Origin of the sequence: Hansschlegelia zhihuaiae (assembly GCF_004103825.1) — a bacterium.
GTDB lineage: Bacteria > Pseudomonadota > Alphaproteobacteria > Rhizobiales > Methylopilaceae > Methylopila > Methylopila zhihuaiae.
In genome coordinates this window covers 23,297-49,464 of record NZ_RYFI01000003.1, presented here as the reverse complement: position 1 = coordinate 49,464, position 26,168 = coordinate 23,297, and the positions used below count along the sequence as shown (strand labels likewise).

Genomic DNA, 26,168 nt, shown 5'->3' with positions numbered 1-26,168 from the left:
CGGTCCGGCGATCGGATCCGTGCGCCTTCCTGAAAGAATAGGCCGGAGAAAAGGGAGAAAGACATGAAGAGATACGGAGCGACGGTCGCCCTGGCGGTGGGCGCCACGCTGCTGGCCGCGGGTCCCGCCCTCGCCGTCACGGTCGCTAACGAGACCGACAAGGCGCTCGAGGTCACCGCCGATCTCGGCGCGCAGGAGCCGAAGACCAAGATCGAGCCGGGCAAGTCTGCGAAGCTCGACTGCCCCGAAGGCTGCGAGATCCGGGTCGAGGCGCTCAACAGCTACGGCGTCGCGGCGAAGACCGGCGCGAAGCTCGTGATCAAGGACGGCATGTTGAAGCACGCCGACGCGGCCAAGGCGTCCAAGTAAGGGGCGTTCATCCCTGCGTGAGCGCGGTGTCTGCGACGACGCGCGCGCCCTAGTCTCCAGCCTCCGGCGCCGCGCGCCGGAGGCTTTTCTCGGAGCGCGCGGCCGGTCGGTTTCGCCGAAAGGAGGCCGCGCATGTCGCTCCGACCCGACCGACGCATGGTCCTCGGGGGAGCCGCAGCGAGCGCCGCCCTCGTCGCGTCGCCCCGCGGATTGGCCCAGGGGCCGGACCCGATGGCGAAGACGATCCCGTCGTCCGGCGAGAAGATCCCCGCCGTCGGGCTCGGCACATGGATCACCTTCAATGTCGGCGAGGACGCAGGCCTGCGCGAGGACTGCGTCGGCGTGATGCGGGCCTTTTTTGAGGCCGGCGGCCGGATGATCGATTCGTCGCCGATGTACGGCTCGGCCCAGGCGGTGGTCGGCCACGGCCTGAAGGCGCTGGGCCCGGGCGCGCCTGTGTTCTCCGCCGAAAAGGTCTGGACCTCGTCCGACGGGCCGGCTCAGATCGAGGAGACCCGCCGCCGCTGGGGCGTCCGGCGTTTCGACCTGCTGCAGGTCCACAATCTCCTGAGCTGGGAGAAGCATCTCGAGACGCTTCAGGCCATGAAGCAGTCGGGCAGGGCGCGCTATATCGGGATCACCACTTCGGAGGGGCGGCGTCACCGCGACATCGAGAAGATCGTCGTCGAGCGGCCGCTCGACTTCCTGCAACTCACCTACAATCCGGTCGACCGCGAAGCCGAACAGCGCCTGCTGCCGCTCGCGAAGGAGCGCGGCGTCGCGGTGATCGTGAACCGGCCGTTCCGCCAGGGCGACCTCACGCAGGCGCTCGAAGGGGAAGATTTGCCGGGTTTTGCGGCCGAGATCGGGGCGAAGAGCTGGGCGCAGCTCATTCTGAAATTCATCGTCTCGCACCCGGCCGTCACCTGCGCGATCCCGGCGACGACGAGCGTCGACCATGTCCGCGAGAACCTCGCCGCCGTCTCCGGGGCGATGCCGGACGAGGCGATGCGGGAAAAGATCGCAGAGCGGCTCGCCGACGCCTGATGTCGGAGTGGTGGACTTATCGCCCCTCGGACTTTCTGATGTTCTCGCCGCGCGTCTATGAGCGGCTGATCGAGACCCACAACATGGCGCTCTGGCCTTGGCAGCTCGTCGCGCTGGGCGTCGTGCTGGCCGCGCTCGGGCTCGCCTGGGCGAAGCGGCCGGCGGACGGCCGCTATGCGCTGGCGGGCTTCGGCCTCGGCCTCGTCTGGGTCGCTTGGTCGTTCCTCTGGGGCCGCTACGCCGGGATCAACTGGGTCGCGGCCTACGCCGCCCCGGCCTTCCTGATCGAGGGGCTGGGGCTCGTCGCGCTTGCAGTTTTGTCGAAGGAGCCGCTGCTGCCGCTCCGCAGGGAGCCGGCGTCCATTCTTGCAGCCGTGCTCGTCCTGTTCGCCGCCTTCGCCTATCCGCTGGCCGCGCCGCTGACCGGCCAGCCCTGGCGCGCCTCCGAGGTCGCGGGCGTGATGCCGGACCCCTCGGCGCTCGCGACGCTCGGGCTTGTTGCGCTCGTCCGGAGCCGCGCCGCCGTGCTCGCCCTGACGCCGGTTCCCCTGCTGTGGTCGCTCTATGCGGCCATGACGCTCCGGACGCTCGGCGCGGCCGAAGCCTGGCCGATGGCGGGCGGGATCGCGCTGTTCCTCGCCGCTGCCGCGGCGCGGATGCTCGGGAAACGCCGAACATTCGGGCACTGAGAGACGTCCGTCATGCTGGGACTTGATCCAGGCGCCCATCTCTTCGCCAAGGGGATGGATTGCCGGGTCAAGCCCGGCAATGACGCTCTGGCCTCACCGCTCCGCGTAAAGGTCCGAATAGGTTTCGCGCAGCGCCGCCTTCTGGACCTTGCCCATGGCGTTGCGCGGCAGCTCGTCGACCAGGATCACGCGCTTCGGCTGCTTGAAGCGGGCGAGCCTGTCCTTGAGCGCCGCGAGCACCGCCGCCTCGTCGATCCTGGCTGAGCCGTCGGGCACGACCACGGCCGTGACGCCCTCGCCGAAATCCGGATGCGGCACGCCGATCACCGCGCTCTCCGCGACGCCCGGAAGCAGGTCGATCTCTTCCTCGACCTCCTTCGGATAGACGTTGTAGCCGCCAGAGATCACGAGGTCCTTGCCGCGGCCGACGATCCAGACATAGCCGCGCTCGTCGATCCGGCCGAGGTCGCCAGTGACGAAGAACCCGTCGGCGCGGAATTCGGCCTTGGTCTTCTCCGGCATCCGCCAATAGCCCTTGAAGACGTTCGGCCCCCGCACCTCGATCATGCCGACTTCGCCTTGAGCCAGCGCGGCGCCGGTCTCGGCGTCGGCGATCCGAAGCTCGACGCCCGGCAGCGGAAAGCCGACCGCGCCCGGAATGCGGTCGCCCTCGTAGGGGTTCGAGGTGATCATGTTGGTCTCGGTCATGCCGTAGCGCTCGAGGATCGCGTGGCCGGTCTTCTCCGAAAAGGCGCGATGGGTCTCGGCCAGCAGCGGCGCGGAGCCCGACACGAAGAGCCGCATATGCGCGGTCGCCTCGCGGGTGAGGCCGTCGTGCTGGACGAGCCGGACATAGAAGGTCGGCACGCCCATCAGCACGGTGGCCGACGGCATCGCGCGCATCACTTCGGCCGGGTCGAAGCGCGGCTGGAAGATCATCGAGGCGCCGGAGACCAGCGTCACATTGGTCGCGACGAACAGGCCATGGGTGTGGAAGATCGGCAGCGCGTGGATCAGCCGGTCGGCGCTCGAATAGCGCCAGCACTCCTTCAATGCGCGCGCATTCGACAACAGGTTGTCGTGGGTGAGCATGGCGCCCTTGGAGCGCCCCGTGGTGCCGGAGGTGTAGAGGATGGCCGCGAGATCGTCGGCGCCGCGCGCGACGTCGTCGAAGGGCGCTTCGCCGGCGTCCGCGGCGAGCGACATCAGCGAGCCGCCGCCCTTGTCGTCGAGCGTCTCGATCCGCGCGCCGTGGCGCTCGACGACGGGGCGGAGCGCGGCCTCGGCCGCCAGCGAGACCACCAGCAGCGCGGGCTCCGCGTCGCCGACGAAATAGTCGATCTCGGCCGGCGTGTAGCCGACATTCAGCGGCAGGAACACACCGCCGGCCTGCACGGTCGCGATGTAGAGCAGGAGCGCCTCGGGACTTTTGTCGACCTGAGCGGCGACGCGGTCGCCGGGCGTCAGGCCGAGCCCGACCAGGGCCCGCGCGAGTCCGCCGGCGCGGCTGAAGAATTCGCCATAGGTCCAGCGCCGGCCGTCGGAGGTTTCGAGGAACGGCGCTGCGTCGGTCGCTCCGCTCCGGATCGCGGCGATCAGCCAGTTGCTCAAGCGGGCGCTCCCATATTCGGCTCCGCCGCCCCAAGGCGACGCCGACGTTGTTATGGGGCAGGAAGATAACGAGCGCCGCATCCAGCGCATAGGGAGCGGCGGCGATCCGCGGAGTTGGTCGTTTGAGCCGTAGAGCCGATCCACGTTCCAAGGCGTATCTGTCACGACAGGCCGGAAGGAGGGACTCCGATGATCTCACGCCGCATGACGCTGCTGCTCGCCGCGGGGATCGCCTCGCTCTCCGCGCCAGCATCGGCAGGCTATTCGCCCTTCGGCACGGCGAACTTCCGCGCCGCGCTCGAGGCCGGCGGGCCGGTTCTCGTCCACATCGACGCAAGCTGGTGCCCGACCTGCCGGGCCCAGAAGCCGATCCTGGCGAAGCTGCTCTCGCAAAGGGACTTCGCGGGCGTCAGGGCGTTCGCGGTCGACTACGACACGGAGAAGGCCTTCATGCGCGAGATCAGCGCGCCGGACCGCTCGACCATCATCATGTTCAGGAACGGCGGGGAGGCGGCGCGCTCCACCGGCGACACCGCCGAGGAGCGGATCGAGGCGCTGATCAGATCGGCGCTGTGAGCGACTGGGGCGGCCGGCCCCTCAGTGCCGGTCGATCTCGTTCTGCGCGCCTTGCCAGGCCAGGAAATTCCTGCGCGCCTCCTGCACGAACGGGCTGCTGCGCACCGCGCGCATGAAGGCGCGGCCGATCGCACGGCCGGGCTGGCGCATCGGGCGCTCGAACTGGACAAGCAGCACCACGCGGGTCTCGTCCGTCTCGTTCCAGACCTCGTGGAAATAGGTGTCGTCGAAGACGAGGCATTTGCCTTCGCGCCAATGCGCCGTCTGGTCGTGCACGGCCATGCGCACGCTCTTCCAGTCCTTTGGCACCGCGATGCCCAGATGGCAGGTGATCAGGCTCTTGGTCACGCCGCGGTGCCGCGGGATGCGCGCGCCCGGCGCGAGGATCGAGAAGAACGCGCTGTTGAGCCCCGGCGTTTTCGAGACCAGCGCCGCCGTCACCGGGCATTTCTCGCAATTGGCCTCGACCTTGTAGCCGTAGCCGAACAGGAAGAACGACTTCCACTTGCGGTCGGCGCCGAGACGACCATGGTCCGGCGAGATGTCGGGGAGGATCGGTATCTCCTCGCTCTCGAGCACCTTGAAGGCTTCCGCGCGGATCGCCTCCCAATTGGCTTCGAGATCGGCCGTCCAGAGAAACGTCGCGGCGTCGAAGATCGGCGGGTTCCCGACCGCCGACGAGCGCGCCAGGACGCCGTCGAACCAGGGACGGAGCTTCTTGCCCGTCCGGTAGACGAAGCCGCGCTTCGGCTTCGCGGGCTTGAGGTTTGTGGTCGCGATCCCGGCCATGTGCGCCTGCCCCGCACATGCGCCGCATGACCGAATCATGGCGGCGCGTATGGAACTTCCACACAAAATTATATCAACGCACGCGTGGGCACATACGTGTTTCCATGCAGACGCTTAACGGCGCGTCCGCAAGTCGCGGGCGATGGGCTCGGACGTCGCCCGGCCCTCAGGACTTCGTCGCCGGTCCCGTCGCGACGGGGCGGCCGCCCGCGCCCCATTCGGCCCAGGATCCGTCATAGACGCCGTCCAGCTTGCCGCCCACGCTTTCGAGCGCGAGCGCCAGGATCGAGGCCGTGACGCCCGAGCCGCAGGTCGTGACGACCGGTTTCGAGAGGTCGACGCCGGCGGCCTCAAAGGCGCGCCGCAACTCCTCCTCCTCGGCCAGCCGCCCGTCCGGACCGACGATCGCGCCGGAAGGCAGGTTGAGCGAACCGGGAATGTGCCCGGAGGCGAGGCCCGGCCGCGGCTCCGGCGCCTCTCCGCGGAAGCGGGCGGCCGGGCGGGCGTCGAGCACCTGCGCCGAGCCGTTCGCGAGCGTCGCCGCGACGTCGTCCGCGGACTTGGCGGCGCCGACGTCGACGCGGGCCGTAAAGCTCTTTCGCGGGCGCGCCGACGGGCCGCTCTCGGTCGGCCGGCCTTCGGCGAGCCATCTGGGGAAGCCGCCGTCGAGGACGAAGACCTGTCCGACGCCCATCGCCCGGAACGTCCACCACACCCGCGCCGCGGAGAACAGGCCGGCGCCGTCATAGGCCACGACCGTCATGCCGTCGCCGATTCCGAGCTTGCCCACGGCGTCGGAGAACAGCTCGGGGGAGGGCAGCATGTGGGGCAGGCCGGAGGACGTGTCGGCGACCGCGTTGATGTCGAAGAACACGGCGCCCGGGATGTGGCGCTCGAGATATTCGGCCTCGCCGTCGCGCTTCGCGTCGGGCAGGTGCCAGGAGCCGTCGACCGGCACGACGGTCTCGTCGCCGAGCCGGTCGGCGAGCCAGTCGGTCGAGACGAGAGAGGGGTTGGTCACTGCATCACCCTCGCGAGGTCGACCGCGCCCTTGCGCTCGAGCCAGGCCGGGACGGGCAGGTTCTTGGAGCGCAGGAAGGCGGGGTCGAACAGCTTGGACTGGTAGCGCGTGCCGTAGTCGCACAGGATCGTCACGATGGTCTTGCCGGGCCCGAGGTCGCGCGCGAGGCGGATCGCGCCGGCGACGTTCACGCCCGACGATCCGCCGAGGCACAGACCTTCATGCTCCAGCAGGTCGAACACGACCTGCACGGCCACGGCGTCCGGGATCTGGTAGGCGTGGTCGACCTCGAGCCCTTCGAGATTGGCGGTGATCCGGCCCTGTCCGATGCCCTCGGTGATCGAGGAGCCTTCCGACTTCAGCTCGCCGGTCGTGTAATAGCTGTAGAGCGCGGCGCCGGGCGGATCGGCGAGCGCGATCTTGACGTCGGCGGAGCGCTCCTTCAGCGCCATCGCAACGCCCGCGAGCGTGCCGCCGGTGCCGACGGCGGACACGAAGCCGTCGACCTTGCCGTCGAGGTCGTTCCAGATCTCGGGGCCGGTGGTCTCCACATGGGCCTGGCGGTTCGCGACATTGTCGAACTGGTTGGCCCAGACCGCGCCGGCGGCTTCAGTCTTCGCCAGCTCCTCGGCGATCCGGCCCGAGACCTTCACATAGTTGTTCGGGTCCTTGTAAGGCACGGCCGGCACCTCGACGAGCTCCGCGCCGGCGAGCCGCAGCATCGTCTTCTTCTCGTCCGACTGGGTGTCGGGGATCACGATCACGGTGCGATAGCCGAGCGCGTTCGCGACCAGCGCGAGCCCGATGCCGGTGTTGCCCGCCGTGCCCTCGACGATCACGCCGCCGGGCTTCAGCGCGCCGCGCCGCACCGCGTCCTCGATGATGAAGAGCGCCGCGCGGTCCTTCACGGACTGGCCGGGATTCATGAACTCGGCCTTGCCGAGGATCTCGCAGCCGGTCGCCTCCGACGCGCGGACCAGGCGGATGAGCGGCGTGCGGCCGATGGCGTCGACGAGGCCGCTGCGGATGCGCATGGAGAAGGTCCCGGTCTGGAGGGCCGCGAGGCGATGGGCCGGCAACTTAGGAACACGCCTGCGCCGTGGGAAGCGGGGGCCTGACGAAATCCCGTCCGGCAGACGGAATTTCCGGGATGAACACGCGGGCGACGCATGATCTGCGCGCAAGAAATCCGTGGCCGCCTTTCTGCGCCGTGGTCATTCGCGCGCATACACGATCTGGCGGACGTCGATGTTGCCGGACCGGAACCCCGCCTCGCAATAGGCGAGGTAGTATTCCCAGAGCCTTCGGAAGCGCTCGTCGAAGCCGAGTGGCTGGATGGACGGCCATGCGCCGAGGAAGCGCCTGCGCCATTCCGAAAGCGTGGCGGCGTAATCGAGCCCGAAGATCCGTTCGGCCGCGGTGATCAGGCCCGATGCGTCGGCGAGCCGCCTCAGCGCGCCGGGCGAGGGCAGCATGCCGCCCGGGAAGATGTAGCTCTGGATAAAGTCGATATCGCGCCGATAGGCCTCGAAGAAGCGGTCCTGGATGGTGATGACCTGCACGCCCGCGCTCCCGGCTGGCTTCAGGCGGTCGCGCAGCTGGCCGAAATAGGCCGGCCACCATGTCTCGCCCACCGCCTCGAACATCTCGATCGAGACGATCCGGTCATAGGCGCCGCGCTCGTCGCGATAGTCCTGCAGCTTGAACGAGACCCTGTCCGCGAGGCCCTGTTCGAAGATCCGCCGGCGCGCGAAGTCGAGCTGGGCCGGGCTGATCGTCAGGCCGGTGACGCGGCAGCCGATCCGGCTCGCCGCGAAGGCCGCGAAGCCGCCCCAGCCGCTGCCGATTTCGAGCACGTGCTCGCCCTCGCGCATGCCCGTCGCCTGGGCGAGGGCCTCGTACTTTCTGGCCTGTGCGGCCTCGAGGCTCCGCGCGGCGTCGCCCTCGAACAGCGCGGCCGAATAGGTCATCGAAGGGTCGAGCCACTGCTCGTAGAAGGCGTTGCCGAGGTCGTAATGGGCCTCGATGTTGCGCTTGGCGCCCGACCTGGTGTTGCGGCGCAGCCAGTGCCGGGCGTTCTGCCAGGCCCGGAACAGCGGCTTGCCCATCAGGTAGGCGTTGACGTGGTCGGCGTTGGCGCAGAACAGCTCGAGAAAGCCGGGCAGGTCGGGGGTCGTCCACTCGCCGCGCAGATAGCCTTCGGCGACCCCGATGTCGCCGTCAGTCAGGATGCGGCGGGCGAACCGGTGATCGTTCACGATGAACGTCGCCTCGGGTCCGGGCTCGGAGCCGCGGAACAGCAGCCTGCGGTCGTCCGGGAGAATGACGATGAGCTGGCCGGCGGCGAGGCGGGAGGCGATCTGGAGAGCGATCCGGACTTCCAGCGGCAAACCGCTCGTGACGGCCGCCACGGTGTCGGTCGTTACGGGCTGCGCGGCATGAGGCAGGTCGATCGCGCTCATGTCGACATTTTTGCGTCGACACGGGCCGATGTCGAGGTCTGCGGTGGGCGCCAGGCCTGATAGCGAGCGCCGAGCGGCGTTCTTCGACGCCGCCCGGCCGCCTCACGTCCCGTCAGTCAGCCCTTCGCCTTCAACGTCTCGAACGCCGCGAGCGCCCGGTCGCGCGCCGCGCGGTGGTCGACGATCGGCTTCGGGTAGTCCTTCCCGAGCTCGATTCCGGCCTCCTCCAGCGCCTCTCTCGACGCCTCCCAGGGCGCGTGAATCCAGCGCGCGGAGAGCTTTTCGAGCTCCGGCACGAAGGCGCGGACGTAAGTCCCGTCCGGATCGAACTTCGCGCCCTGCAGCGAGGGATTGAAGACGCGGAAGTAAGGCGCGGCGTCCGCGCCGGATCCCGCGATCCACTGCCAGCTCGCGGCGTTGTTGGCGGGATCGGCGTCGACCAGCGTGTCCCAGAACCAGTCCTCGCCGTCCCGCCAGTCGATCAGCAGGTCCTTGATCAGGAAGGAGGCGACGATCATGCGGACCCGGTTGTGGATCCAGCCGGTGGTCCAGAGCTGGCGCATGCCGGCGTCGACGATGGGATAGCCGGTGAGGCCCTTCCGCCAGGCCCGCCGGTGGGCAGGGTCGGGCGTCGGCCACGGGAAATCGTCGAACCGCTCCTGCAAGTTCTTCGTCGCGAGCTCGGGGAAGTGGTGCAGCAGGTGGTAGGAGAACTCCCGCCAGCCGAGCTCCGCGCGGAACTTTTCGACGTCCCTCGCGCTCGCCGAGCCTTCGCTCCGGGCCTGCTCGACCGCGTGCCAGAGCTGGTGCGGGCTGACCTCCCCGAATCGCAAATGCGGCGACATGCGCGAGGTCGCGGGAAGGTCCGGGCGGTCGCGGTTTTCGGCGTAGCCCTTGAGCCCCTCGTCGATGAAAGTCGTGAGCGCCTTGCGCGCGCCGGCCTCGCCGGGCTCCCAGGTTTCGCGGAGCCCGTCCGCCCAGTCAGGCTTCGTCGGTTCGAGGCCAAGCTCGTCGATGCTGTTTCCATTCAGCGCCTTCCCGGCCTTGAGTTTGGCCTTCGTTGGCTTCGGCAAGGGCGCGCGCGGCTCGCCACGCGCCGTCGCGGCGCGCCAGAACGGTGAAAAGACCTTCAGCGCGCCGCCGGATTTCGACCTGACCTCCCATGGCTCGTGCAGCAGGCGGCCGTTGAAGCTCTCGACCTCCAGCCCGTCCTTGCGCAGCCTGTCCTTCAGCTCCGCGTCGATCTTCGTCTCGGCCTCGGCGTAGCGCCGGTTCCACGCCACGCGGCCGACGCCCGCTTCCTCGACGGCCTTCGTCACGACGTCCCGCGACTTTCCGACCCGAATCGCGAGCTGCAGCCCGACCCGGTCGCAGTCCGCCTTCAGGCTCCTGAGCGATTGCGCGAGCCACCAGCGCGACGCGCCGCCCAGCCGGCGCGGGCCGCGGGTCTCCTCGTCGAGCACGTAAAGCGCCGTGACGGGCTCGCCGGACGAGACGGCGGCGTTCAGCGCCGGATTGTCGGCCAGCCGGAGGTCTTCGCGGAACCAGAGAAGGACGCCGGAGGGGCGTGCGGTGCTGGATGTCATCGGGCTTCGGGATGCGAACTTCGAGACAGGCGCCGCGACGCGGGTGGATGGGCCGCCCGGAGAATTGGGGGCTCACCCGCAAGAACGGGCGCGACGCGCGGACGGTTTCAGCGACCATTAGAGGCGCGCGCGAAAAGGGCCGGTCCGTCGCCGGACCGGCCCTTCGAAACTGGCTCCTCGGGCAGGATTCGAACCTGCGACAACTCGATTAACAGTCGAGGGCTCTACCGCTGAGCTACCGAGGAACGGGGAGGCGCGACGGCGCGCGACGCCCGATCCGCGGGCGTATAGCAGATGCCGCTTCCGCATGCCAAGCCGCGTCGCGGGGTATCTGCGCGTTCCCGCGGACAACAGCGCCGCGATGCGCTAACGCTTCCTGCGCCGTTGTCCCGGAAGCGCCATGACCGACCAACCCGCCTCACGACGCGCGATCCTGTTCGTCAACGCCGCCCACGCGCTCGACCATTTCGTGCTGCTGATCTATCCGACGGCGGTGATCGCCATCGCGCGCGAGCAGGCGCTGGACTATGGCGCGCTGATCGGGCTCTCGACCAGCGCGTTCGTCGCTTTCGGGCTGTTCTCGCTGCCTTTCGGCTGGATCGCCGACCGGGTCGGACGGCGCAATCTGCTCGCAATCTTCTTTCTCGGCTGCGGCGCGGCCTGCCTCGGCGTCTCGACCGCCGCGACGCCGCTCGCCTTCGCGCTGTGGCTGCTCGTGCTTGGCGTGTTCTCCGCGATCTACCATCCGATCGGCTCGGCGATGCTGGTCGCGAACGCCACGCGTCTCGGCCGCGCGCTCGGCTGGAACGGCGTGTGGGGCAACATGGGCGCGGCTGCGGCCTCGGGCGTCACGGCGCTGATCGCGGCCCAGGCCGGCTGGCGCGTCGCCTTCGTCGCGCCGGGCCTCGTCTGCCTCGCCGTCGGCGTCGCGTTCCTGCTGCTCGTGCCGTCGGAGCGCGACGCCACGGCTTCGGCCAAGAAGGCGTCGGCGGCCGCCGCGACGCTGGCGCGGCCGGGGGTCATGCTCGCGGTGTTCGCGGTCGCGATCGCGGCCGGCGGCCTCACCTTCAACATCACGACGATCGGCGCGCCCAAGGCGATCGACGAGCGGCTCGGGCTCGCCGTCCCGCTCGCGCTGGTGGGCTCGCTCGCCACCGCGATCTTCGTGTTCGGCGCGCTGACCCAGCTTCTCGTCGGACGACTGGTCGACCGCTTCAGCCTGCCGCAGATCTTCGTGGGCCTGTCGGTCCTGCAGCCGCTGGGCCTCGGCCTCGCGGCGGCCGCGACCGGCGCGCCGATGCTGCTCGGCCTCGCGCTCGCCATGGCGGCGATCTACGGCCAGGTCGTGGTGAACGACGCCATGGTCGCGCGCTACGCCCCGCCGCATCTGCAGGCCAAGGTGTTCGGGGTCCGATATTTCCTCGGCTTCACGGCCGCCGGCTTCGCCGCGCCGCTCATCGCGGCGCTGCATGGCATCGGCGGATTCGCGACGGTCTTCGCGGCCGCAAGCGCATTCGGGGCGGCGATCTTCGGCGCGGCGCTCGTCGTCTGGAGCCTCGGCCGCGTGCGGACGGCGCCGGCCGAGTGAGGGGGTTCGCTGGTCGTGGCCGCCGCCGTGGGCGCCCAAGGCGCGGCCTAATCCGCTATCCACGCCTCCACGCGAGCGATCAGCTCCGGTCCATCTCCGCTTAGATGGATCATCTTCCAGCGGGCCGACTGTCCGGACTCAATCGAGATGTCTGACGGCCGAAGCCGCAGTTCTCGCGCCAGAAACGCTATCACCGCCTTGTTGGCCTCGCCGTCCACCGGAGGGGCGGTCACCTTGATCTGCAGCGCAGCCCGTCCCTCGGCGAGGTTCGCAATGCCGCCGCGGACGGTCCTGCTTGAGCGAGGGGTGAGTTTCACCGCCAGGCGGACGCCATCCGGAACAAGGCAGTATGGACGGCCCGCGCTCAAACCATTTTCCTCGGCCTTGCCCTTGGCCGCTATCCACGATGCAGGCGCACAAGCCGGCGCTTTCGCGAGGCGCGACGGGTCCGCGGCGATTTTCCCGGCTTCACTTATTCATTCTCTCAGCAAGGCATCTAGAGCGGGCTCTGTGAGCTTCTATCAGCGCAATTTTCGTTGGAAGAACTGGCGCTAAGCAGCTGAGAAGAAAAGCTGGAGGCCACGCCCGGAATCGAACCGGGATACAAGGATTTGCAGTCCTCTGCGTAACCACTCCGCCACGTGGCCCCGTGCGACGCGCTTCAGGCCGAAGCCGTCACGTTGTCGAAGATGCGGAATTGGCGGCTCTCCATAGCCCGCGCTCCGACGGCCCGCAACATCCCGATGACGACGCCGCGGCCGGCTTGCCAGCGCGCCGCCCGTCGCGCACAACTCGCCCCGAGGGCGGCTTTCCGCCTGCGCCAGGGTGGACGAGATGACGGATTTCGCGCGGCTGAGGCTCGGCATGGTGGACGGCCAGATCCGCACCGCCGACGTGACCGACCATCGCGTGCTGTCGGCCTTCCTCGCCGTGCCGCGCGAGGAGTTCGTGCCGGAGGCGCGCCGCGGCCTCGCCTATCTCGACGCGCGCGTGCCGCTCGGGCCGGCCGGGCGCGCGACGCTCGAGCCGATGACGCTCGCGCGGCTCGTCCAGCTCGCCGGCGCGCGCGAGCATGAGCGCGTCCTCGTGGTCGGCTGCGGCTATGGCTACGTGGTCGCGCTGTTCCGCGAGCTCGCCGGCCATGTGGTCGGGCTCGAGCAGGATTCCGGCCTCGCAGCGGCGGCGCGGGAGCGCCTCGCCGGCCGGCCGGGGATCGAGATCGTCGAGGGGCCGCTCGCCGAGGGAGCGCCGGCGCAGGCGCCCTTCGACCTGATCTTCTGCGACGGCGCCGTGGCGGACGGGCTCGGCAAGCTCGCAGGCCAGCTCGCCCCAGAAGGCCGCATCGTCGCGCCGGCGGGCGTCGGGCGCGCCACCAAGGCGACGGTGTTCCGCAAGGCCGGGGCAGGCCTCTCCGCCGCGAGCTATTTCGACGCCTACGGCCCGGCGCTTCCGGGCTTCGAGCGCGCCGAGGCCTTCGCGTTCTGATCGGCGCGGATCACGTTTTCGCGCCTGTGGCCGCTTTGCCCCACTGGCTATGACTTTTGACGAACGGGGCCTCGGCCCGTTCCCCCGGAACGCCGGCGGGGCTAGCGTGTCGCGGGGTCGCGTCACGCCGCGCCGTACCGGGGTCTCCCGAGCGGCGACGGGAATCCGGTGAAGATTTCATGCCGACGAGCGTATATTTTCGTCGCGGGGGACGGGCGCTTGTCGCCGCTGCGATAGGGTTCACGTCGGCCTTGACGCCGCTGGCGTCCGCACGCGCCCAGTCGCTCGAACAGTCGCTTGCGCGGGCATATTCGGCCAACCCTACGCTGAACTCCCAGCGCGCCTCCGTCAGGGCGATCGACGAACAGGTTCCGCAGGCGCTGTCGGGCTACCGGCCGGTCATCTCGGCGACTGCCGACATCGGAGCGCTGAAGCAGTCGACCAAGTTGAAGCAGAGCGGAGGGGCCCAAGCCGACCTCAGCGGATTCAATCCCGTCCAGCAGGGGCAGATCGCCCAGCTCCTCCAGGGCGTCGGCGGCAGCACGGGCTCGGGCACGGTCCACCCCCGCGGCGTCGGCGTCAGCGCGCAGCAGACCCTGTTCGACGGGTTTCGCACCTACAACTCGGTCCGCTCGGCGGAGTCCAACATCCTCGGCGCCCGCGAGCAGCTCCGCAACACCGAGCAGAACGTGCTGTTCGACGCCGCCCAGGCCTATATGGACGTGCTGCGCGACTACGCGATCCTCGACGTGCGCAAGAACAACGTCGAGGTGCTGAAGGAGGAGCTCCGCGCCGCGCGCGAGCGCTTCCAGGTCGGCGAGGTGACGCGCACCGACACCGCCCAGGCCGAGGCCGCGGTCGAAGGCGCGAACACCGAGGTCAGCGAGGCGGAAGCGACGCTCAACACCAGCCGCGCCACCTATCGCCAGGTGGTGGGCATGGACATCGGCCGGCCGCGCGCCGCCCGCTCGATCGACCGGCTGCTGCCGAAGAATCTCGGCGCCGCCATCAATCTCAGCCAGGCCCAGCACCCGGCGATCCTCGCGGCGTTCCACGGCGTCGACGCAGCGACCCTGCAGATCCGCGTGTTCGAGGCGGATCTCTATCCGCAGGTCGGGCTCGAAGCGGCGTTCCAGCGGCGCTGGGACGACAGCGTCCAGCAGGAAGGGCGCACCACCTCCAGCTCGATCGTCGGCCGGCTCACGATCCCGATCTATCAGGGCGGCTCGGAATATTCGCGCGTCCGGCAGGCCAAGGAGACCGCGGGCCAGCGCAGGCTCGAGGCCGACATCTCGCGCGACCAGGTGCGTCAGGCGGTCGTTTCGGCCTGGGGCAACGTGCAGGCGGCGACGGCGCAGATCGCCTCCGCTCAGGCCCAGATCGAGGCCAACCAGGTGGCGCTCAACGGCGTTCGCGAAGAGGCCAAGGTTGGCCAGCGCACCACGCTCGACGTGCTGAACGCCCAGCAGGCGGTGCTCGATTCGCGCCAGACGCTGATCGTTGCTCAGCGCGACCGGGTGGTGGCGTCCTTCGCGCTGCTCTCCGCCGTCGGCTGGCTCACGGCCGAGAAGCTCGGCCTCGGCGTCGCGCGCTACGACGCCAACGTGCATTACGAGCAGGTCCGCGACAAATGGATCGGCCTGCGCACGCCGGACGGCCGCTGAGCGGTTTCTGACCTCAAGCGTCTGTGGGAGATCGCGGCGCCGCGCTTGTCCCATGGCGTTCCGGTGCAATACTCCCCGCCACGAGGGGCCGGCGTCCTCGAGCGATTCGTGAGCCCGACCGACGGGTTCGCGCTTGCGGCGGTCCTCGGAAAAAGCGCGGGGAGCGGATGAGCGCCACGGCCAAGGCTCAAGAACCCACCATGGAGGAGATCTTGGCGTCGATCCGCCGAATCATCTCCGACGACGATCCAGCCGCAGCCAAGGGGAGCGCCAAAGGCGCCGCCGCGAAGCCTGCGCCGGAACCGGCGCCGGAGCCCGCCCAGGACCTCGGTCAGGACGACATCGACGCGATGTTCGCGGCGATGGACGCCGCCCCGCAGCCGGCTCCCGAGCCGAAAGAGGCCGTAGGCATCGAGGACGACCTCGACGTGCTCGAACTGACCGACGAGGTGGTCGAGGCCCCGGCGCCTCAGCCCGAGCCTCTCAGGGCCGCGCCGCCGCCGCCCCCTCCGCCGCCGCAGCAGGCCGCGCCGTCCTTCGCCTCCTCACTGCCGGTCGCGGCGGACCGGCTGCTCTCGCCCAACGCCGACGAGGCGGTGCAGAACGCCTTCGGGAACCTCGCGCACACGATTCTCGCCGGCAACGCCCGCACGCTCGACGACATCGTGCGCGAGATGCTGCGCCCGATGCTGCGCGCCTGGCTCGACGACAACCTGCCGCCGCTGGTCGAGCGGCTGGTGCGTCAGGAGATTGAGCGGGTCGCGCGCGGCGGCCGCTGAAGCCTTCATAGAACCGTCATCTCTGATGGGGCGGCGGCCGCCGAGCCGGGATCGCCGCCGAACCAGCGCTAGAATCTGCGGACGATCCCGGCTCTCGCTTACGCTCGGCCGGGATGACGCTTATGTCCCGCCCTTGACGCCCGCGGCGCGCTTCGCTTGATGGGCGGCCCTGACGCCTGAGAGGCTGGCGTCTCGCCGCCCGGACAGCCTGAACGCCCATGCTCGACAAGACCTATTCGCCGGCCGACATCGAGGCCCGGATCGCGGCCCGCTGGGACGAGGCGGGAGCGTTTCGCGCGGGCGCGGGCGCAAAGCCCGGCGCGAAGCCGTTCTCGATCGTCATCCCGCCGCCGAACGTCACCGGCTCGCTCCATATGGGGCACGCGCTCAACAACACGCTGCAGGACGTGCTCGCGCGCTTCGAGCGCATGCGCGGCCGCGACGTGCTGTGGCAGCCCGGCATGGACCATGCCGGCATCGCGACGCAGATGGTCGTCGAGCGCCAGCTGATGGAGCGCCAGGAGCCTGGCCGCCGCGACATGGGCCGCGAGAAATTCGTCGAACGCGTCTGGGAGTGGAAGGCCGAGTCGGGCGGCCGCATCTTCTCGCAGCTCAAGCGTCTCGGCGCCTCCGCCGACTGGTCGCGCGAGCGCTTCACCATGGACGAGGGGCTGTCGCGCGCCGTGGTGAAGCTGTTCGTCCGGCTGCATCGCGACGGGCTGATCTACCGCGACAAGCGGCTGGTGAACTGGGACCCGAAGCTGCAGACCGCGATCTCGGACATCGAGGTGCAGTCGGTCGAGACCAAGGGACATCTCTGGCATCTTCGCTACCCGATCGAGGGCTCCGACGAGTCGATCGTGGTCGCCACCACGCGGCCCGAGACGATGCTCGGCGACGCGGGCGTGGCGGTTCATCCGGAAGACGAGCGCTATCGCCATCTCGTCGGCAGGCACGTCATCCTGCCGCTGGTCGGTCGGCGCATCCCGATCGTCGCTGACGAATATTCCGATCCCGAGAAGGGCACGGGCGCGGTCAAGATCACGCCGGCCCACGACTTCAACGATTTCGAGGTTGGCAAGCGGCACGGCCTGCCGCTGATCAACGTGCTGAGCCCTGAAGGGACGCTTGCCGTCGTCGGCAACGAGGCCTTCCTCGACGGCGTGCCGGCGTCGTCCGATCTCGACCTCGTTCTTGAGATGGACGGGATCGACCGCGCGGAGGCCCGCAAGCAGGTGCTGGCGCTGCTCGAGGAGCGCGGCCTGATGCTGGAGGCCGAGCCGCATCTCCACCAGGTGCCGCATGGCGACCGCTCGGGCGTCGTGATCGAGCCGTTCCTGACCGACCAGTGGTATGTCGACGCCAAGACGCTCGCGGTCGAGGCGATGGCCGCGGTGCGCGACGGCCGCACCAAGTTCACGCCGCAGAACTGGTCCAAGACCTACTTCGACTGGATGGAGAACATCCAGCCCTGGTGCGTGTCGCGCCAGCTCTGGTGGGGCCACCAGATCCCGGCATGGTTCGGGCCGGACGGCGAGATCTTCGTCGAGGAGAGCGAGGCGGAAGCACGCGCCGCCGCCGAGCGTCATTACGGCGCGCCGACGGCGCTGACCCGCGACGAGGACGTGCTTGACACCTGGTTCTCGTCCGCGCTCTGGCCGTTCTCGACCATGGGCTGGCCGGACGAGACGCCCGAGCTCGCCAGATATTATCCGACCTCCGTGCTGATCACCGGCTTCGACATCATTTTCTTCTGGGTCGCCAGGATGATGATGATGGGTCTTTATGTGACGAAGGAGGTTCCCTTCGCCGACGTCTACATCCACGCCCTCGTCCGCGACGAGAAGGGCGCCAAGATGTCGAAGTCGAAGGGCAACGTCATCGACCCGATCGACCTCGTCGACCAGTACGGCGCCGACGCGTTGCGCTTCACGCTCGCGGCGATGGCCGCGCAGGGCCGCGACATCAAGCTCGCGACCGCGCGCGTCGAGGGCTACCGCAACTTCGCGACCAAGCTTTGGAACGCCTCGCGCTTCGCCGAAATGAACGGCGCGACGCCGGTCGCCGGATTCGATCCGAAGTCCGCCAAGGCGACGCTCAACCGCTGGATCCTGGGCGAGGCCGCCAAGGCCGCGGCCGAGACCACGACGGCGCTCGAAGCGTACCGCTTCAACGACGCCGCCGCCGCCGTCTACCGCTTCGTCTGGAACGTCGTCTGCGACTGGTATGTCGAGCTGGCGAAACCCGTGCTTCAGGGGGAGGGCGATCCCGCCGAGGCCGAGGAGACCCGCGCGACGCTCGCTTTCGTCCTCGACGTCTCGGCCAAGCTGCTGCACCCGTTCATGCCCTTCGTCACCGAGGAGCTGTGGGCCGCGCGGGCGGGCGAGGGGGGGCGCGACGAGCTTCTCATCCTGTCGTCCTGGCCGGCCCTCGAAGGTCTCGGCGACCCCGACGCCGAGAGCGAGATCGGCTGGCTGGTCGACCTCGTCACCGAGCTGCGCTCGGCGCGCGCCGAGATGGGCGTGCCGGTCGCGGCCAGCCTGCCGCTCGTGGTCGTGACCGAGGACGCTGCGCTGCGCGCACGCGCCGCGCGCGCCGCCCCGACGCTCGCCCGCATCGCCCGCGTGCCGGACGTCTCCTTCGCCGACCATCCGCCCAGGGGCGCGATCCAGCTTATCGTGCGCGGCCAGGTTGTCGCCGTGCCGCTCGAAGGCGTGGTCGACATCGCGGCCGAGAGGGAGCGGCTGTCGCGCGAGCGCGACAAGACTGTGGGCGAGATCCGCCGCATCGACGGTAAGCTGTCGAACGAGAGCTTCGTGGCGCGCGCGCCCGAGGAGGTCGTCGAGGGCGAGCGGGAGAAGCGCGCGGCCTATGAGTCGCGGCTCGCGAAGGTCGACGCGGCGCTAAGGCAGCTCGGCTGAGACCGGGCGTCGGCGCGCCGGACCACGTGTCCCATCGCATCCGCCGCCCGGCGCGCTACCTTCGTCGCAGAGGGCCAGTCGGAGTTTCACCGTAAAGATGCTTACTCGCCGAGACGCCGTGGCGCTGATCGGGACCGGCGCCGGAGGCGCGCTGGCGCCGTCGCTTGTCCAGGCGCAGGACGGGCCGAAGCCCGATGCGCCGCCGGCCGCCGACCCTGCCCGCGAAGGCCGCAAGGTGTTCGACCACGGCGTGGTGATCGAGCGCGCCCGCCAGCTGTCGCTGCAGCCCCACGACGCCGCCCGGCAGCCGCTGCCGCCCGCCCTCGACCAGCTCTCCTTCGACGCCTTCCGCGCGATTCGCTTCAAGCGCGACAAGGCGTTCTTCGGCGGTTCGAAGAGCGGCTTCCGGATGGAGCTGTTCCACCGCGGCTTCCTCTACAAGACGCCGGTCGTCGTGAATCTTGTGCGCGAGGGCGTGCCGGCGCCGATCCCCTATGACGCCTCGCTGTTCGACTTCGGTGAGACCAAGCTCGAGGGCCGGCTGCCGGTCGATTTCGGCTTCGCGGGCATCCGGCTGCTCTATCCGCTCAACAAGCCGACCGTGATGGACGAGCTCGCGGTCTATCTCGGCGCGAGCTATTTTCGCTTTCTCAGCCAGGGCCAGCATTACGGCATCTCGGCGCGCGGGATCTCGGTCGGCACCGGCGGCGACCAGCCGGAGGAGTTCCCGGACTTCCGCGAGCTCTGGATCGAGGAGCCGGCGGCGGACGCCGCCGAGATCGTCGTCCACGCCCTGCTCGACGGGCCGTCGCTCACCGGCGCCTACCGGATGGTGATCACGCCGGGCGACGAGACCAGTGTCGCGGTCGGCTCGACGCTGTTCCCGCGCGTCGACATCCCCGCGCTCGGCGTCGCGCCGCTCACCTCGATGTTCTTCTACGGCGAGAACGACCGCGCAAATTACCGCGGCTTCCGCCCCGAGGTGCACGATTCCGACGGCCTGCTGATCAAGACCAGTTCGGGCGAATGGACCTGGCGGCCGCTCGTCAACCCGCCGGCGCTGAAGCGCAGCGCCTTTCCGGAGCCCGCCGTCCAGGCCTTCGGCCTGCTGCAGCGCGACCGGCTGTTCGAGCACTATCAGGACCTCGAGGTCCGCTATGACCTCAGGCCGAGCTACTGGATCGAGCGGCAGGGCGATTGGGGCGCCGGCGGCGTCCAGCTCGTGGAGATCCCGACCGACAACGAGACCTTCGACAACGTCGTGGCCTTCTGGCGTCCCGACGCCGCGCCGAAGGCCGGCGAAACGCTGCGCTACTCCTATCTCATCCGCTCGCTGAAGCTCGCCGAGCGGCTGACCCCGAAGGCGAGGGCGATCCACACTTTCGTGACCGAGGCCCGCGCCTCGGGCGACCCCAATCCCGGACCCGCCCATGTCCGGCGCTTCATCGTCGATTTCGCGGGCGGCGAGCTCGACTACTGGCTCGGCGAGCCGAAGCGCGTCGTCACCGAGACCGGCGCCACCGCCGGCCGGATCGACGCGGCCTATGTGGTGCCCAATCCCGAGATCGGCGGCTTCCGCCTGTTCGTCGACCACGCGCTCGACCAGCCCGGCGCCGAGGCCCAGCTTCGCGCGGTGCTGAAGGCCGGCGGCAGGACGCTGACCGAGACCTGGGTGTTTCCGTGGAAGCGCGAGGGGTGAGGGCGCTTTGACAACCGCCCGGCGTCCATCGATCTTGGCCCGCCGCTGAGTGAGAAGCCGGGCGAGGGCCGCGTTGGACGTTCTCTTCATTCACAACAACTTCCCCGGCCAGTTCGTCCATGTGAGCCAGGCCTTCGCGCGCCGCCCGGGCGTGCGGGTCCTCGCGGTCGGAGGTCCGACGGCCAAGGTCCGGCCCAAGGTCGCGCTCGCGGCCTACCGCATCCCCGAGAACCTGCCGAAGGCCGGCCATCCGCTCACCGAGCGCTTCAACAGCGACGTCATCCGCGGCGAACTCGCGGCCGGCGCGATGCAGCGGCTGAAGAAGGAGACGGGCTGCGACCCGGCGCTCGTGGTCGGCCATTCGGGCTGGGGCGAGACGCTGTTCGCGCGCGACCTGTTTCCCAACGCCAAGCACGTGACCTTCTGCGAGTTCTTCTACAACGCGAAGGGCTCCGACGTCGGCTTCGACCCGGAGTTTCCCGAAGCCGGACTGCGGACGGCGCTTCGCGTCCGCGCCAAGAACGCCGGGATGCTGACCGCGCTCGCAGCCTCAGACCTCGGCCTGTCGCCGACCGAATGGCAGAAGCGCCAGCACCCCGAATTCCTGTGGGATCGCATCAAGGTGGTGCATGACGGGATCGACACCGTCGCGGCCGCGCCCAAGCCGAACGCCCGCTTCGAGGTGCCGGGGACCAAGCTCGTCCTGCGGCCGCGCGACGAGGTCATCACCTTCGTCAACCGCCAGCTCGAGCCCTATCGCGGCTACCACGTCTTCATGCGGGCGCTGCCCGAGATCCTGAAGCGGCGGCCCGAAGCGCATGTGCTGATCGTCGGCGGCGACGGGGTGTCGTACGGCCGGAAGGCGCCGGACGGCCAGAGCTGGAAGGAGATCTATCTCAACGAGGTGAAGGACCGGCTCGACATGAGCCGCGTGCATTTCCTCGGCCAGATCCCGAAATCCGACTTCATCTCGATGCTGCAGGTCTCGTCGGCCCACGTCTACCTGACCTATCCCTTCGTGCTGTCCTGGTCGCTGCTCGAGGCGATGGCGGCCGAATGCCTGATCGTCGCGTCGGGCACGCCGCCGGTGCGCGAGGTTATCGAGGACGGGGTGACGGGCCGGCTGTTCGACTTCTTCGACGTCGACGGTCTTTCGGAGCTTGTCGTCCAGACCCTCGCCGAACGGGAGAGCCTCGGCGCAATCCGCCGCGCCGCCCGCGAATTTGCGGTGGCCAATTACGACCTCGGCCGGGTCTGCCTGCCGCGCCAGATGGCGATCTTCGACGGCCTGCTCGGCGCCGCCCGCGCCAGGCCCGCGCCCCAGCCGGCCTGATCCGGCCGGCCGCATCAAAACGGCGCTTGAGGGCCGACGGCTCTGCGTGCTTCGAGACGCCCGCCGACGGCGGGCTCCTCAGCATGAGGAGCGGGGGAGGATGCCAAAGCACATATATTCCTCATGCTGAGGAGCGGCCCGAAGGGACGTGTCTCGAAGCACGCAGCACATCCCTGCAGTCCCTCTCGACGCGCTTGGTCGGTCCAGACCAGTGGCGCCGGCGCAACAGCGCGTGACGGTCACGGGGCTCCTCACCCAAACGGGTCAATTCGCCGCCATTGCGCCACAAAGGAGAGGCTAGAACGTCTGTAACCTGCTGAAAGACTACGCGATCTTAGTTAATGCCGGTCGGGGGGCCGGGGCGTTCCTAAATCAGCAGGAACGAGTGCGTTCAGGCGTCGCCGCGGCGGCCTCGGGGGAGGTCGCAGCCGCAGCTTCCGGAGCGCCCCGTTGGGAGCGTCGCAGGAGGCTGTTCGCCTCCGAGGGGTGCGTATCGGAAATGGACGCCAGATCGATCGATAAGTCGAAATTGCCGAGCCGGCACGTCACGGAGGGGCCGGCCCGCGCGCCGCACCGCTCCTATCTCTACGCGATGGGGCTGACCAAGTCCCAGATCCACCAGCCGCTGGTCGGCGTCGCGTCCTGCTGGAACGAGGCCGCTCCCTGCAACATCTCGCTGATGCGCCAGGCGCAGGCGGTGAAGAAGGGCGTCGCGGCGGCCAACGGCACGCCGCGCGAGTTCTGCACCATCACGGTGACGGACGGCATCGCGATGGGCCACGAGGGCATGAAGTCCTCGCTCGCCTCCCGCGAGGTGATCGCCGACAGCGTCGAGCTGACCATGCGCGGCCATTGCTACGACGCGCTGGTCGGCCTCGCGGGCTGCGACAAGTCGCTGCCCGGCATGATGATGGCGATGATCCGCCTCAACGTGCCGTCGATCTTCATCTATGGCGGCTCGATCCTGCCCGGCACGTTCCGCGGTCAGCAGGTCACCGTGCAGGACATGTTCGAGGCGGTCGGGAAGCACTCGGTCGGCCAGATGTCCGACGAGGACCTCGACGAGATCGAGCAGGTCGCGTGCCCCTCGGCCGGGGCCTGTGGCGCGCAGTTCACCGCCAACACCATGGCGACGGTGTCCGAGGCGATCGGCCTCGCGCTGCCCTATTCGGCCGGCGCGCCCGCGCCCTACGAGATCCGCGACAGGTTCTGCATGACGGCGGGCGAGAAGGTGATGGAGCTCATCGCCCGGAACCTCCGGCCACGCGACATCGTCACCCGCAAAGCGCTTGAGAACGCCGCGACTGTGGTGGCGGCCTCGGGCGGCTCGACCAACGCTGCGCTCCATCTGCCCGCCATGGCCCACGAGGCCGGCATCGAGTTCGACCTGTTCGACGTCGCCGAGATCTTCCGGCGCACGCCCTATGTCGCGGACCTGAAGCCCGGCGGCCGCTACGTCGCCAAGGACCTGTTCGAGGTCGGCGGCGTGCCGCTGCTCATGAAGACGCTGCTCGACCACGGCTATCTGCATGGCGACTGCGTCACCGTCACGGGCCGCACGATCGCCGAGAACCTCCAGTCGGTGCGCTGGAACCCGCATCAGGACGTCGTGCTGCCTGCGGACAAGCCGCTGACGTTGACCGGCGGCGTCGTCGGGCTCAAGGGCAATCTCGCGCCGGACGGCGCGATCGTGAAGGTCGCGGGGCTGAAGAATCAGCAGTTCCGTGGCCCGGCCCGCTGCTTCGACAATGAGGAGGCGTGCTTCGAGGCGGTCTCCAGGCGCGACTACAAGGAAGGCGAGGTCCTGGTCATCCGCTATGAGGGGCCGCGAGGCGGCCCCGGCATGCGCGAGATGCTGGCGACCACCGCGGCGCTCTACGGCCAGGGGATGGGCGACAAGGTCGCGCTCATCACCGACGGCCGGTTCTCGGGCGCGACGCGCGGCTTCTGCATCGGCCATGTCGGGCCGGAGGCCGCGGTCGGCGGTCCGATCGGCCTGCTCAAGGACGGCGACGTCATCGCGATCGACGCGGTCGCCGGGACCATCGAGGTCGAGCTCTCGGACGAGGAGCTCGACGCCCGCCGCCAGGCCTGGACGCCCCGCGACCATGGCTTCGGCTCGGGGGCTCTCTGGAAATATGCGCAAGGGGTGGGACCGGCCCGTCAGGGCGCCGTCACCCATCCCGGGGCGAAGTCCGAACGGCGCGCCTATGCGGATGTGTAACCCCATAGCGGCGTTCGCGCTGGCGGGCTTCGCGGCCTTCGCGGCCGCGACCGCCGCCTGCGCCTTCGAGGGCTCGACCAAGAAGGAGCAGCCCTCGCCGTTCCAGGCGTTCCAGACCGGCGCCCGCGCCTATATGGCGGGCGACAAGGCGACGGCCGTCACCTCGCTGCTCGACGCCGCCAAGCGCGGCCACGCCATGGCGCAGTGGAAGCTCGGCCGGATGTACGCCGAAGGCGACGGCGTCGAGAAGGACGACGTCAAGGCGTTCGACTACTTCAGCCAAGTCGCGAACGCCCATGCCGACGACTCGCCCGACACGGTGCAGTCGCGTTTCGTCGCCAACGCCTTCGTGGCGCTCGGCAACTACTATCTCGACGGGATCGCGGGCAGCCCGATCCGGGCCGACCAGGCGCGCGCCAGGGAGATGTTCTCCTACGCCGCCTCCTATTTCGGCGACCCGGACGCCCAATACAATCTCGCCCGCATGTATCTGGACGGACCGAGCAACAAGGACGCCCGACAGGCCGCCCGCTGGCTCGGGCTCGCGGCCAATAAGGGCCAGCGCGAGGCCCAGGCCGTGCTCGGCCACATGCTGTTCAACGGCATCGAGGTGCCGAAACAGTCGGCCCGCGGGCTGATGTGGCTGACCCTCGCCAACGCGGCGGCGGGCTCCGGCGACAAATGGATCCGCGACCTCTACGACGAGGCGAGGGCAAACGCTTCCGCAGAGGTGCAGGCCAAGGCCGACGACTACGTCTCGGCCTGGAACAAGGACCGGGACTGAGTATGACGGCCCGGCGGTGGAAGCCGCCGGGGCCTCCCATATACTCCTCCGGGAAGGCGCCTGACCGCGCCGAGACGGACGCTCCATGAGACGGTTCCTCGCCTCCGCCCTGCTCTTGGCGTCCGCCGCCGCAGCGCCCGCGCGCGCCGATCCGCCCCAGCCGCCCCTTCCCGCGCCCTTCGCGACCCGTTCGGTCAGCAATTTCTCCGAGAAGGTCCCCTGGCCGGACGGCCGGACGCCGAAGGCCGACGGGCCGTTCGAGGTGACGCTGTTCGCCGATGGGCTCGACCATCCCCGCTGGCTGCTCGAGCTGCCGAACGGCGACGTGCTGGCGAGCGAGGCCCGCAGCAACGAGCCGGGCGTGGGCCGGGTCATGCTGCTGCGCGACCAGGACGGCGACGGCCTGGCGGAGACGAAGGAGGTCTTCCTCACCAACGAGGCGGGCACGCTGAACCAGCCCTTCGGCATGGCGCTTCTCGGGCGCGATCTCTACGTGGCCGCGACCGACGGCGTGTGGCGCTATCCCTATCGCCGGGGCGCGACCTCGGTCGACCCGCGCAGCGGCGAAAAGGTCCTCGACCTGCCGGCCGACGGCTACAACAATCACTACACCCGCAACGTCTTCCCGAGCCGGGACAGGCGCCGGCTCTACGTGACGGTCGGCTCGTCGACCAATGTCGACGAGGAGCGGCTGGACGAGAAGGACCCGCGCCGCGCCGCCGTCCTCGAATTCGATATTGCGACGCGTAAGAGCCGCGTCTTCGCGAGCGGCCTCCGCAACCCGAACGGGCTCGACTGGAACCCGGTCACGGGTAAGCTCTGGGCCGCGGTCAATGAGCGCGACAGGCTGGGCGACGACCTCGTGCCGGACTTCGTCACGAGCCTGAAGCGGGGCGGGTTCTACGGCTGGCCCTATTATTATTTCGGCGACTATCCGGACCCACGGAAGGCCGGCGAGCGGCCGGACCTCGCAAAAAAGTCGCTCGTTCCGGACCTGGCGGTCGGCGCCCACACGGCGACGCTCGGCCTCGCCTTCTATACGGGGAGCGCCTTTCCCGAGCGCTACCGCAACGGGCTGTTCATCGCCCAGCACGGCTCGTGGAACCGCTCCAGGGCCGCGGGCTACCGGGTCGCCTTCGTGCCTTTCGACCCGAACGGCAACGTCGCCGGTCCTGCGCAGCCCTTCCTCACGGGCTTCCTCTCCGACCGCAACGACCTGACCGCGAACGGCCGCCCGGTCTGCGTGATCATGGCGCGGGAGGGTTCGCTGCTGGTCTCGGATGACGTCGGCGACCGCGTCTGGCGGGTGCGGCAGAAGGGCAGGGACGACGGGCGGCCGTCTCTCGGCGGGCTCATGCTGGTCGATGCGGAGCGCGACCGGCCGATCTATCCGCTGGTCGACGGCGCGACGCTCGATCCGGCGAAGCTCAGGACGTCGCGCCTCGACGTCGTCGCGTCTCCCGACGGCCCGGTCGGGAGCGTCAGGTTCGAGATCGACGGTAAGGAGGACCGGGTCGCGAACGAGCCGCCCTTCACGATCG

Annotated in this window: 21 protein-coding genes and 2 tRNA genes; 14 read left to right on the top strand and 9 right to left on the bottom strand. The window is 69.5% G+C overall.

Going from position 1 to position 26,168, the window contains the following annotated elements; translation table 11 throughout:
- Positions 1-63: 63 nt before the first annotated feature.
- The 3 genes from EK403_RS04095 (at position 64) to EK403_RS04085 (ending at position 2,105) form a co-directional block, all read left to right on the top strand.
- A complete protein-coding gene (locus tag EK403_RS04095) occupies positions 64-369 on the top strand; it encodes a hypothetical protein (protein ID WP_128776238.1) in 306 nt (101 codons plus the stop codon).
- Between the two features lie 132 nt (positions 370-501).
- Entirely contained in the window at positions 502-1,416 is a 915-nt protein-coding gene (locus EK403_RS04090) for an aldo/keto reductase (RefSeq protein ID WP_128776237.1), read from the top strand.
- A gap of 38 nt (positions 1,417-1,454) precedes the next feature.
- A complete protein-coding gene (locus EK403_RS04085; RefSeq protein ID WP_128776236.1) occupies positions 1,455-2,105 on the top strand; it encodes a DUF6064 family protein in 651 nt (216 codons plus the stop codon).
- A 93-nt stretch (positions 2,106-2,198) separates the two neighbouring features.
- On the opposite strand, the gene EK403_RS04080 is transcribed toward EK403_RS04085, so the two are convergent.
- Positions 2,199-3,716: a malonate--CoA ligase gene (locus EK403_RS04080; RefSeq protein ID WP_128776235.1), complete on the bottom strand. Its 1,518-nt coding sequence runs from the start codon at positions 3,714-3,716 to the stop codon at positions 2,199-2,201.
- Between the two features lie 189 nt (positions 3,717-3,905).
- On the opposite strand from EK403_RS04080, the gene EK403_RS04075 reads away from it, so the two are divergent.
- Entirely contained in the window at positions 3,906-4,292 is a 387-nt protein-coding gene (locus EK403_RS04075; protein WP_128776234.1) for a thioredoxin family protein, read from the top strand.
- A gap of 21 nt (positions 4,293-4,313) precedes the next feature.
- Here the strand turns inward: EK403_RS04075 and EK403_RS04070 are convergent, their stop codons facing one another.
- The 6 genes from EK403_RS04070 to EK403_RS04045 form a co-directional block, all read right to left on the bottom strand.
- Positions 4,314-5,081 (bottom strand): aspartyl/asparaginyl beta-hydroxylase domain-containing protein, encoded by a 768-nt coding sequence (locus tag EK403_RS04070; RefSeq protein WP_128776233.1) that lies wholly within the window; start codon positions 5,079-5,081, stop codon positions 4,314-4,316.
- Between the two features lie 166 nt (positions 5,082-5,247).
- Positions 5,248-6,102, bottom strand: coding sequence for a 3-mercaptopyruvate sulfurtransferase (gene sseA, locus EK403_RS04065; protein WP_128776232.1), 855 nt, complete (start codon positions 6,100-6,102; stop codon positions 5,248-5,250).
- Positions 6,099-7,136, bottom strand: coding sequence for a cysteine synthase A (locus EK403_RS04060; protein WP_128776231.1), 1,038 nt, complete (start codon positions 7,134-7,136; stop codon positions 6,099-6,101). Before EK403_RS04060 ends, sseA begins: the two co-directional genes overlap by 4 nt.
- Before the next feature lie 180 nt (positions 7,137-7,316).
- Positions 7,317-8,564, bottom strand: coding sequence for an SAM-dependent methyltransferase (locus EK403_RS04055; RefSeq protein ID WP_128776230.1), 1,248 nt, complete (start codon positions 8,562-8,564; stop codon positions 7,317-7,319).
- A 116-nt stretch (positions 8,565-8,680) separates the two neighbouring features.
- A complete protein-coding gene (locus EK403_RS04050; RefSeq protein ID WP_128776229.1) occupies positions 8,681-10,150 on the bottom strand; it encodes a cryptochrome/photolyase family protein in 1,470 nt (489 codons plus the stop codon).
- A 170-nt stretch (positions 10,151-10,320) separates the two neighbouring features.
- Positions 10,321-10,395: transfer RNA gene (locus EK403_RS04045), tRNA-Asn, on the bottom strand.
- Positions 10,396-10,550: 155 nt separating this feature from the next.
- Here EK403_RS04045 and EK403_RS04040 point away from each other — a divergent pair.
- The gene (locus EK403_RS04040) at positions 10,551-11,738 is read left to right on the top strand and encodes an MFS transporter (protein ID WP_128776228.1); all 1,188 of its coding nucleotides are present in this window, start codon (positions 10,551-10,553) and stop codon (positions 11,736-11,738) included.
- A gap of 47 nt (positions 11,739-11,785) precedes the next feature.
- Here EK403_RS04040 and EK403_RS04035 read toward each other — a convergent pair whose 3' ends face one another.
- The gene (locus tag EK403_RS04035; RefSeq protein ID WP_128776227.1) at positions 11,786-12,106 is read right to left on the bottom strand and encodes a DUF167 domain-containing protein; all 321 of its coding nucleotides are present in this window, start codon (positions 12,104-12,106) and stop codon (positions 11,786-11,788) included.
- 205 nt (positions 12,107-12,311) lie between these two features.
- Positions 12,312-12,385: transfer RNA gene (locus EK403_RS04030), tRNA-Cys, on the bottom strand.
- Between the two features lie 187 nt (positions 12,386-12,572).
- On the opposite strand from EK403_RS04030, the gene EK403_RS04025 reads away from it, so the two are divergent.
- From EK403_RS04025 to EK403_RS03985, 9 genes are all read left to right on the top strand, one after another.
- Entirely contained in the window at positions 12,573-13,223 is a 651-nt protein-coding gene (locus tag EK403_RS04025; protein WP_128776226.1) for a protein-L-isoaspartate O-methyltransferase family protein, read from the top strand.
- 179 nt (positions 13,224-13,402) lie between these two features.
- A complete protein-coding gene (locus EK403_RS04020; RefSeq protein WP_128776225.1) occupies positions 13,403-14,887 on the top strand; it encodes a TolC family outer membrane protein in 1,485 nt (494 codons plus the stop codon).
- A 167-nt stretch (positions 14,888-15,054) separates the two neighbouring features.
- The gene (locus EK403_RS04015; protein WP_128776224.1) at positions 15,055-15,666 is read left to right on the top strand and encodes a PopZ family protein; all 612 of its coding nucleotides are present in this window, start codon (positions 15,055-15,057) and stop codon (positions 15,664-15,666) included.
- A 218-nt stretch (positions 15,667-15,884) separates the two neighbouring features.
- Positions 15,885-18,587, top strand: a complete 2,703-nt coding sequence (locus EK403_RS04010; protein ID WP_128776223.1) for a valine--tRNA ligase — start codon at positions 15,885-15,887, stop codon at positions 18,585-18,587.
- Positions 18,588-18,684: 97 nt separating this feature from the next.
- Positions 18,685-20,286, top strand: a complete 1,602-nt coding sequence (locus EK403_RS04005; protein ID WP_128776222.1) for an OpgD/OpgG family glucan biosynthesis protein — start codon at positions 18,685-18,687, stop codon at positions 20,284-20,286.
- A gap of 73 nt (positions 20,287-20,359) precedes the next feature.
- A complete protein-coding gene (locus tag EK403_RS04000; RefSeq protein ID WP_128776221.1) occupies positions 20,360-21,619 on the top strand; it encodes a glycosyltransferase in 1,260 nt (419 codons plus the stop codon).
- 499 nt (positions 21,620-22,118) lie between these two features.
- Positions 22,119-23,843, top strand: a complete 1,725-nt coding sequence (gene ilvD / locus EK403_RS03995) for a dihydroxy-acid dehydratase (protein WP_128776220.1) — start codon at positions 22,119-22,121, stop codon at positions 23,841-23,843.
- Positions 23,830-24,627, top strand: a complete 798-nt coding sequence (locus EK403_RS03990) for a tetratricopeptide repeat protein (RefSeq protein ID WP_128776219.1) — start codon at positions 23,830-23,832, stop codon at positions 24,625-24,627. The genes ilvD and EK403_RS03990 overlap by 14 nt, the downstream gene beginning before the upstream one ends.
- 85 nt (positions 24,628-24,712) lie before the next feature.
- Positions 24,713-26,168 (top strand): PQQ-dependent sugar dehydrogenase (locus EK403_RS03985; RefSeq protein ID WP_164919490.1); only part of this gene is annotated, 1,456 nt, incomplete at its 3' end.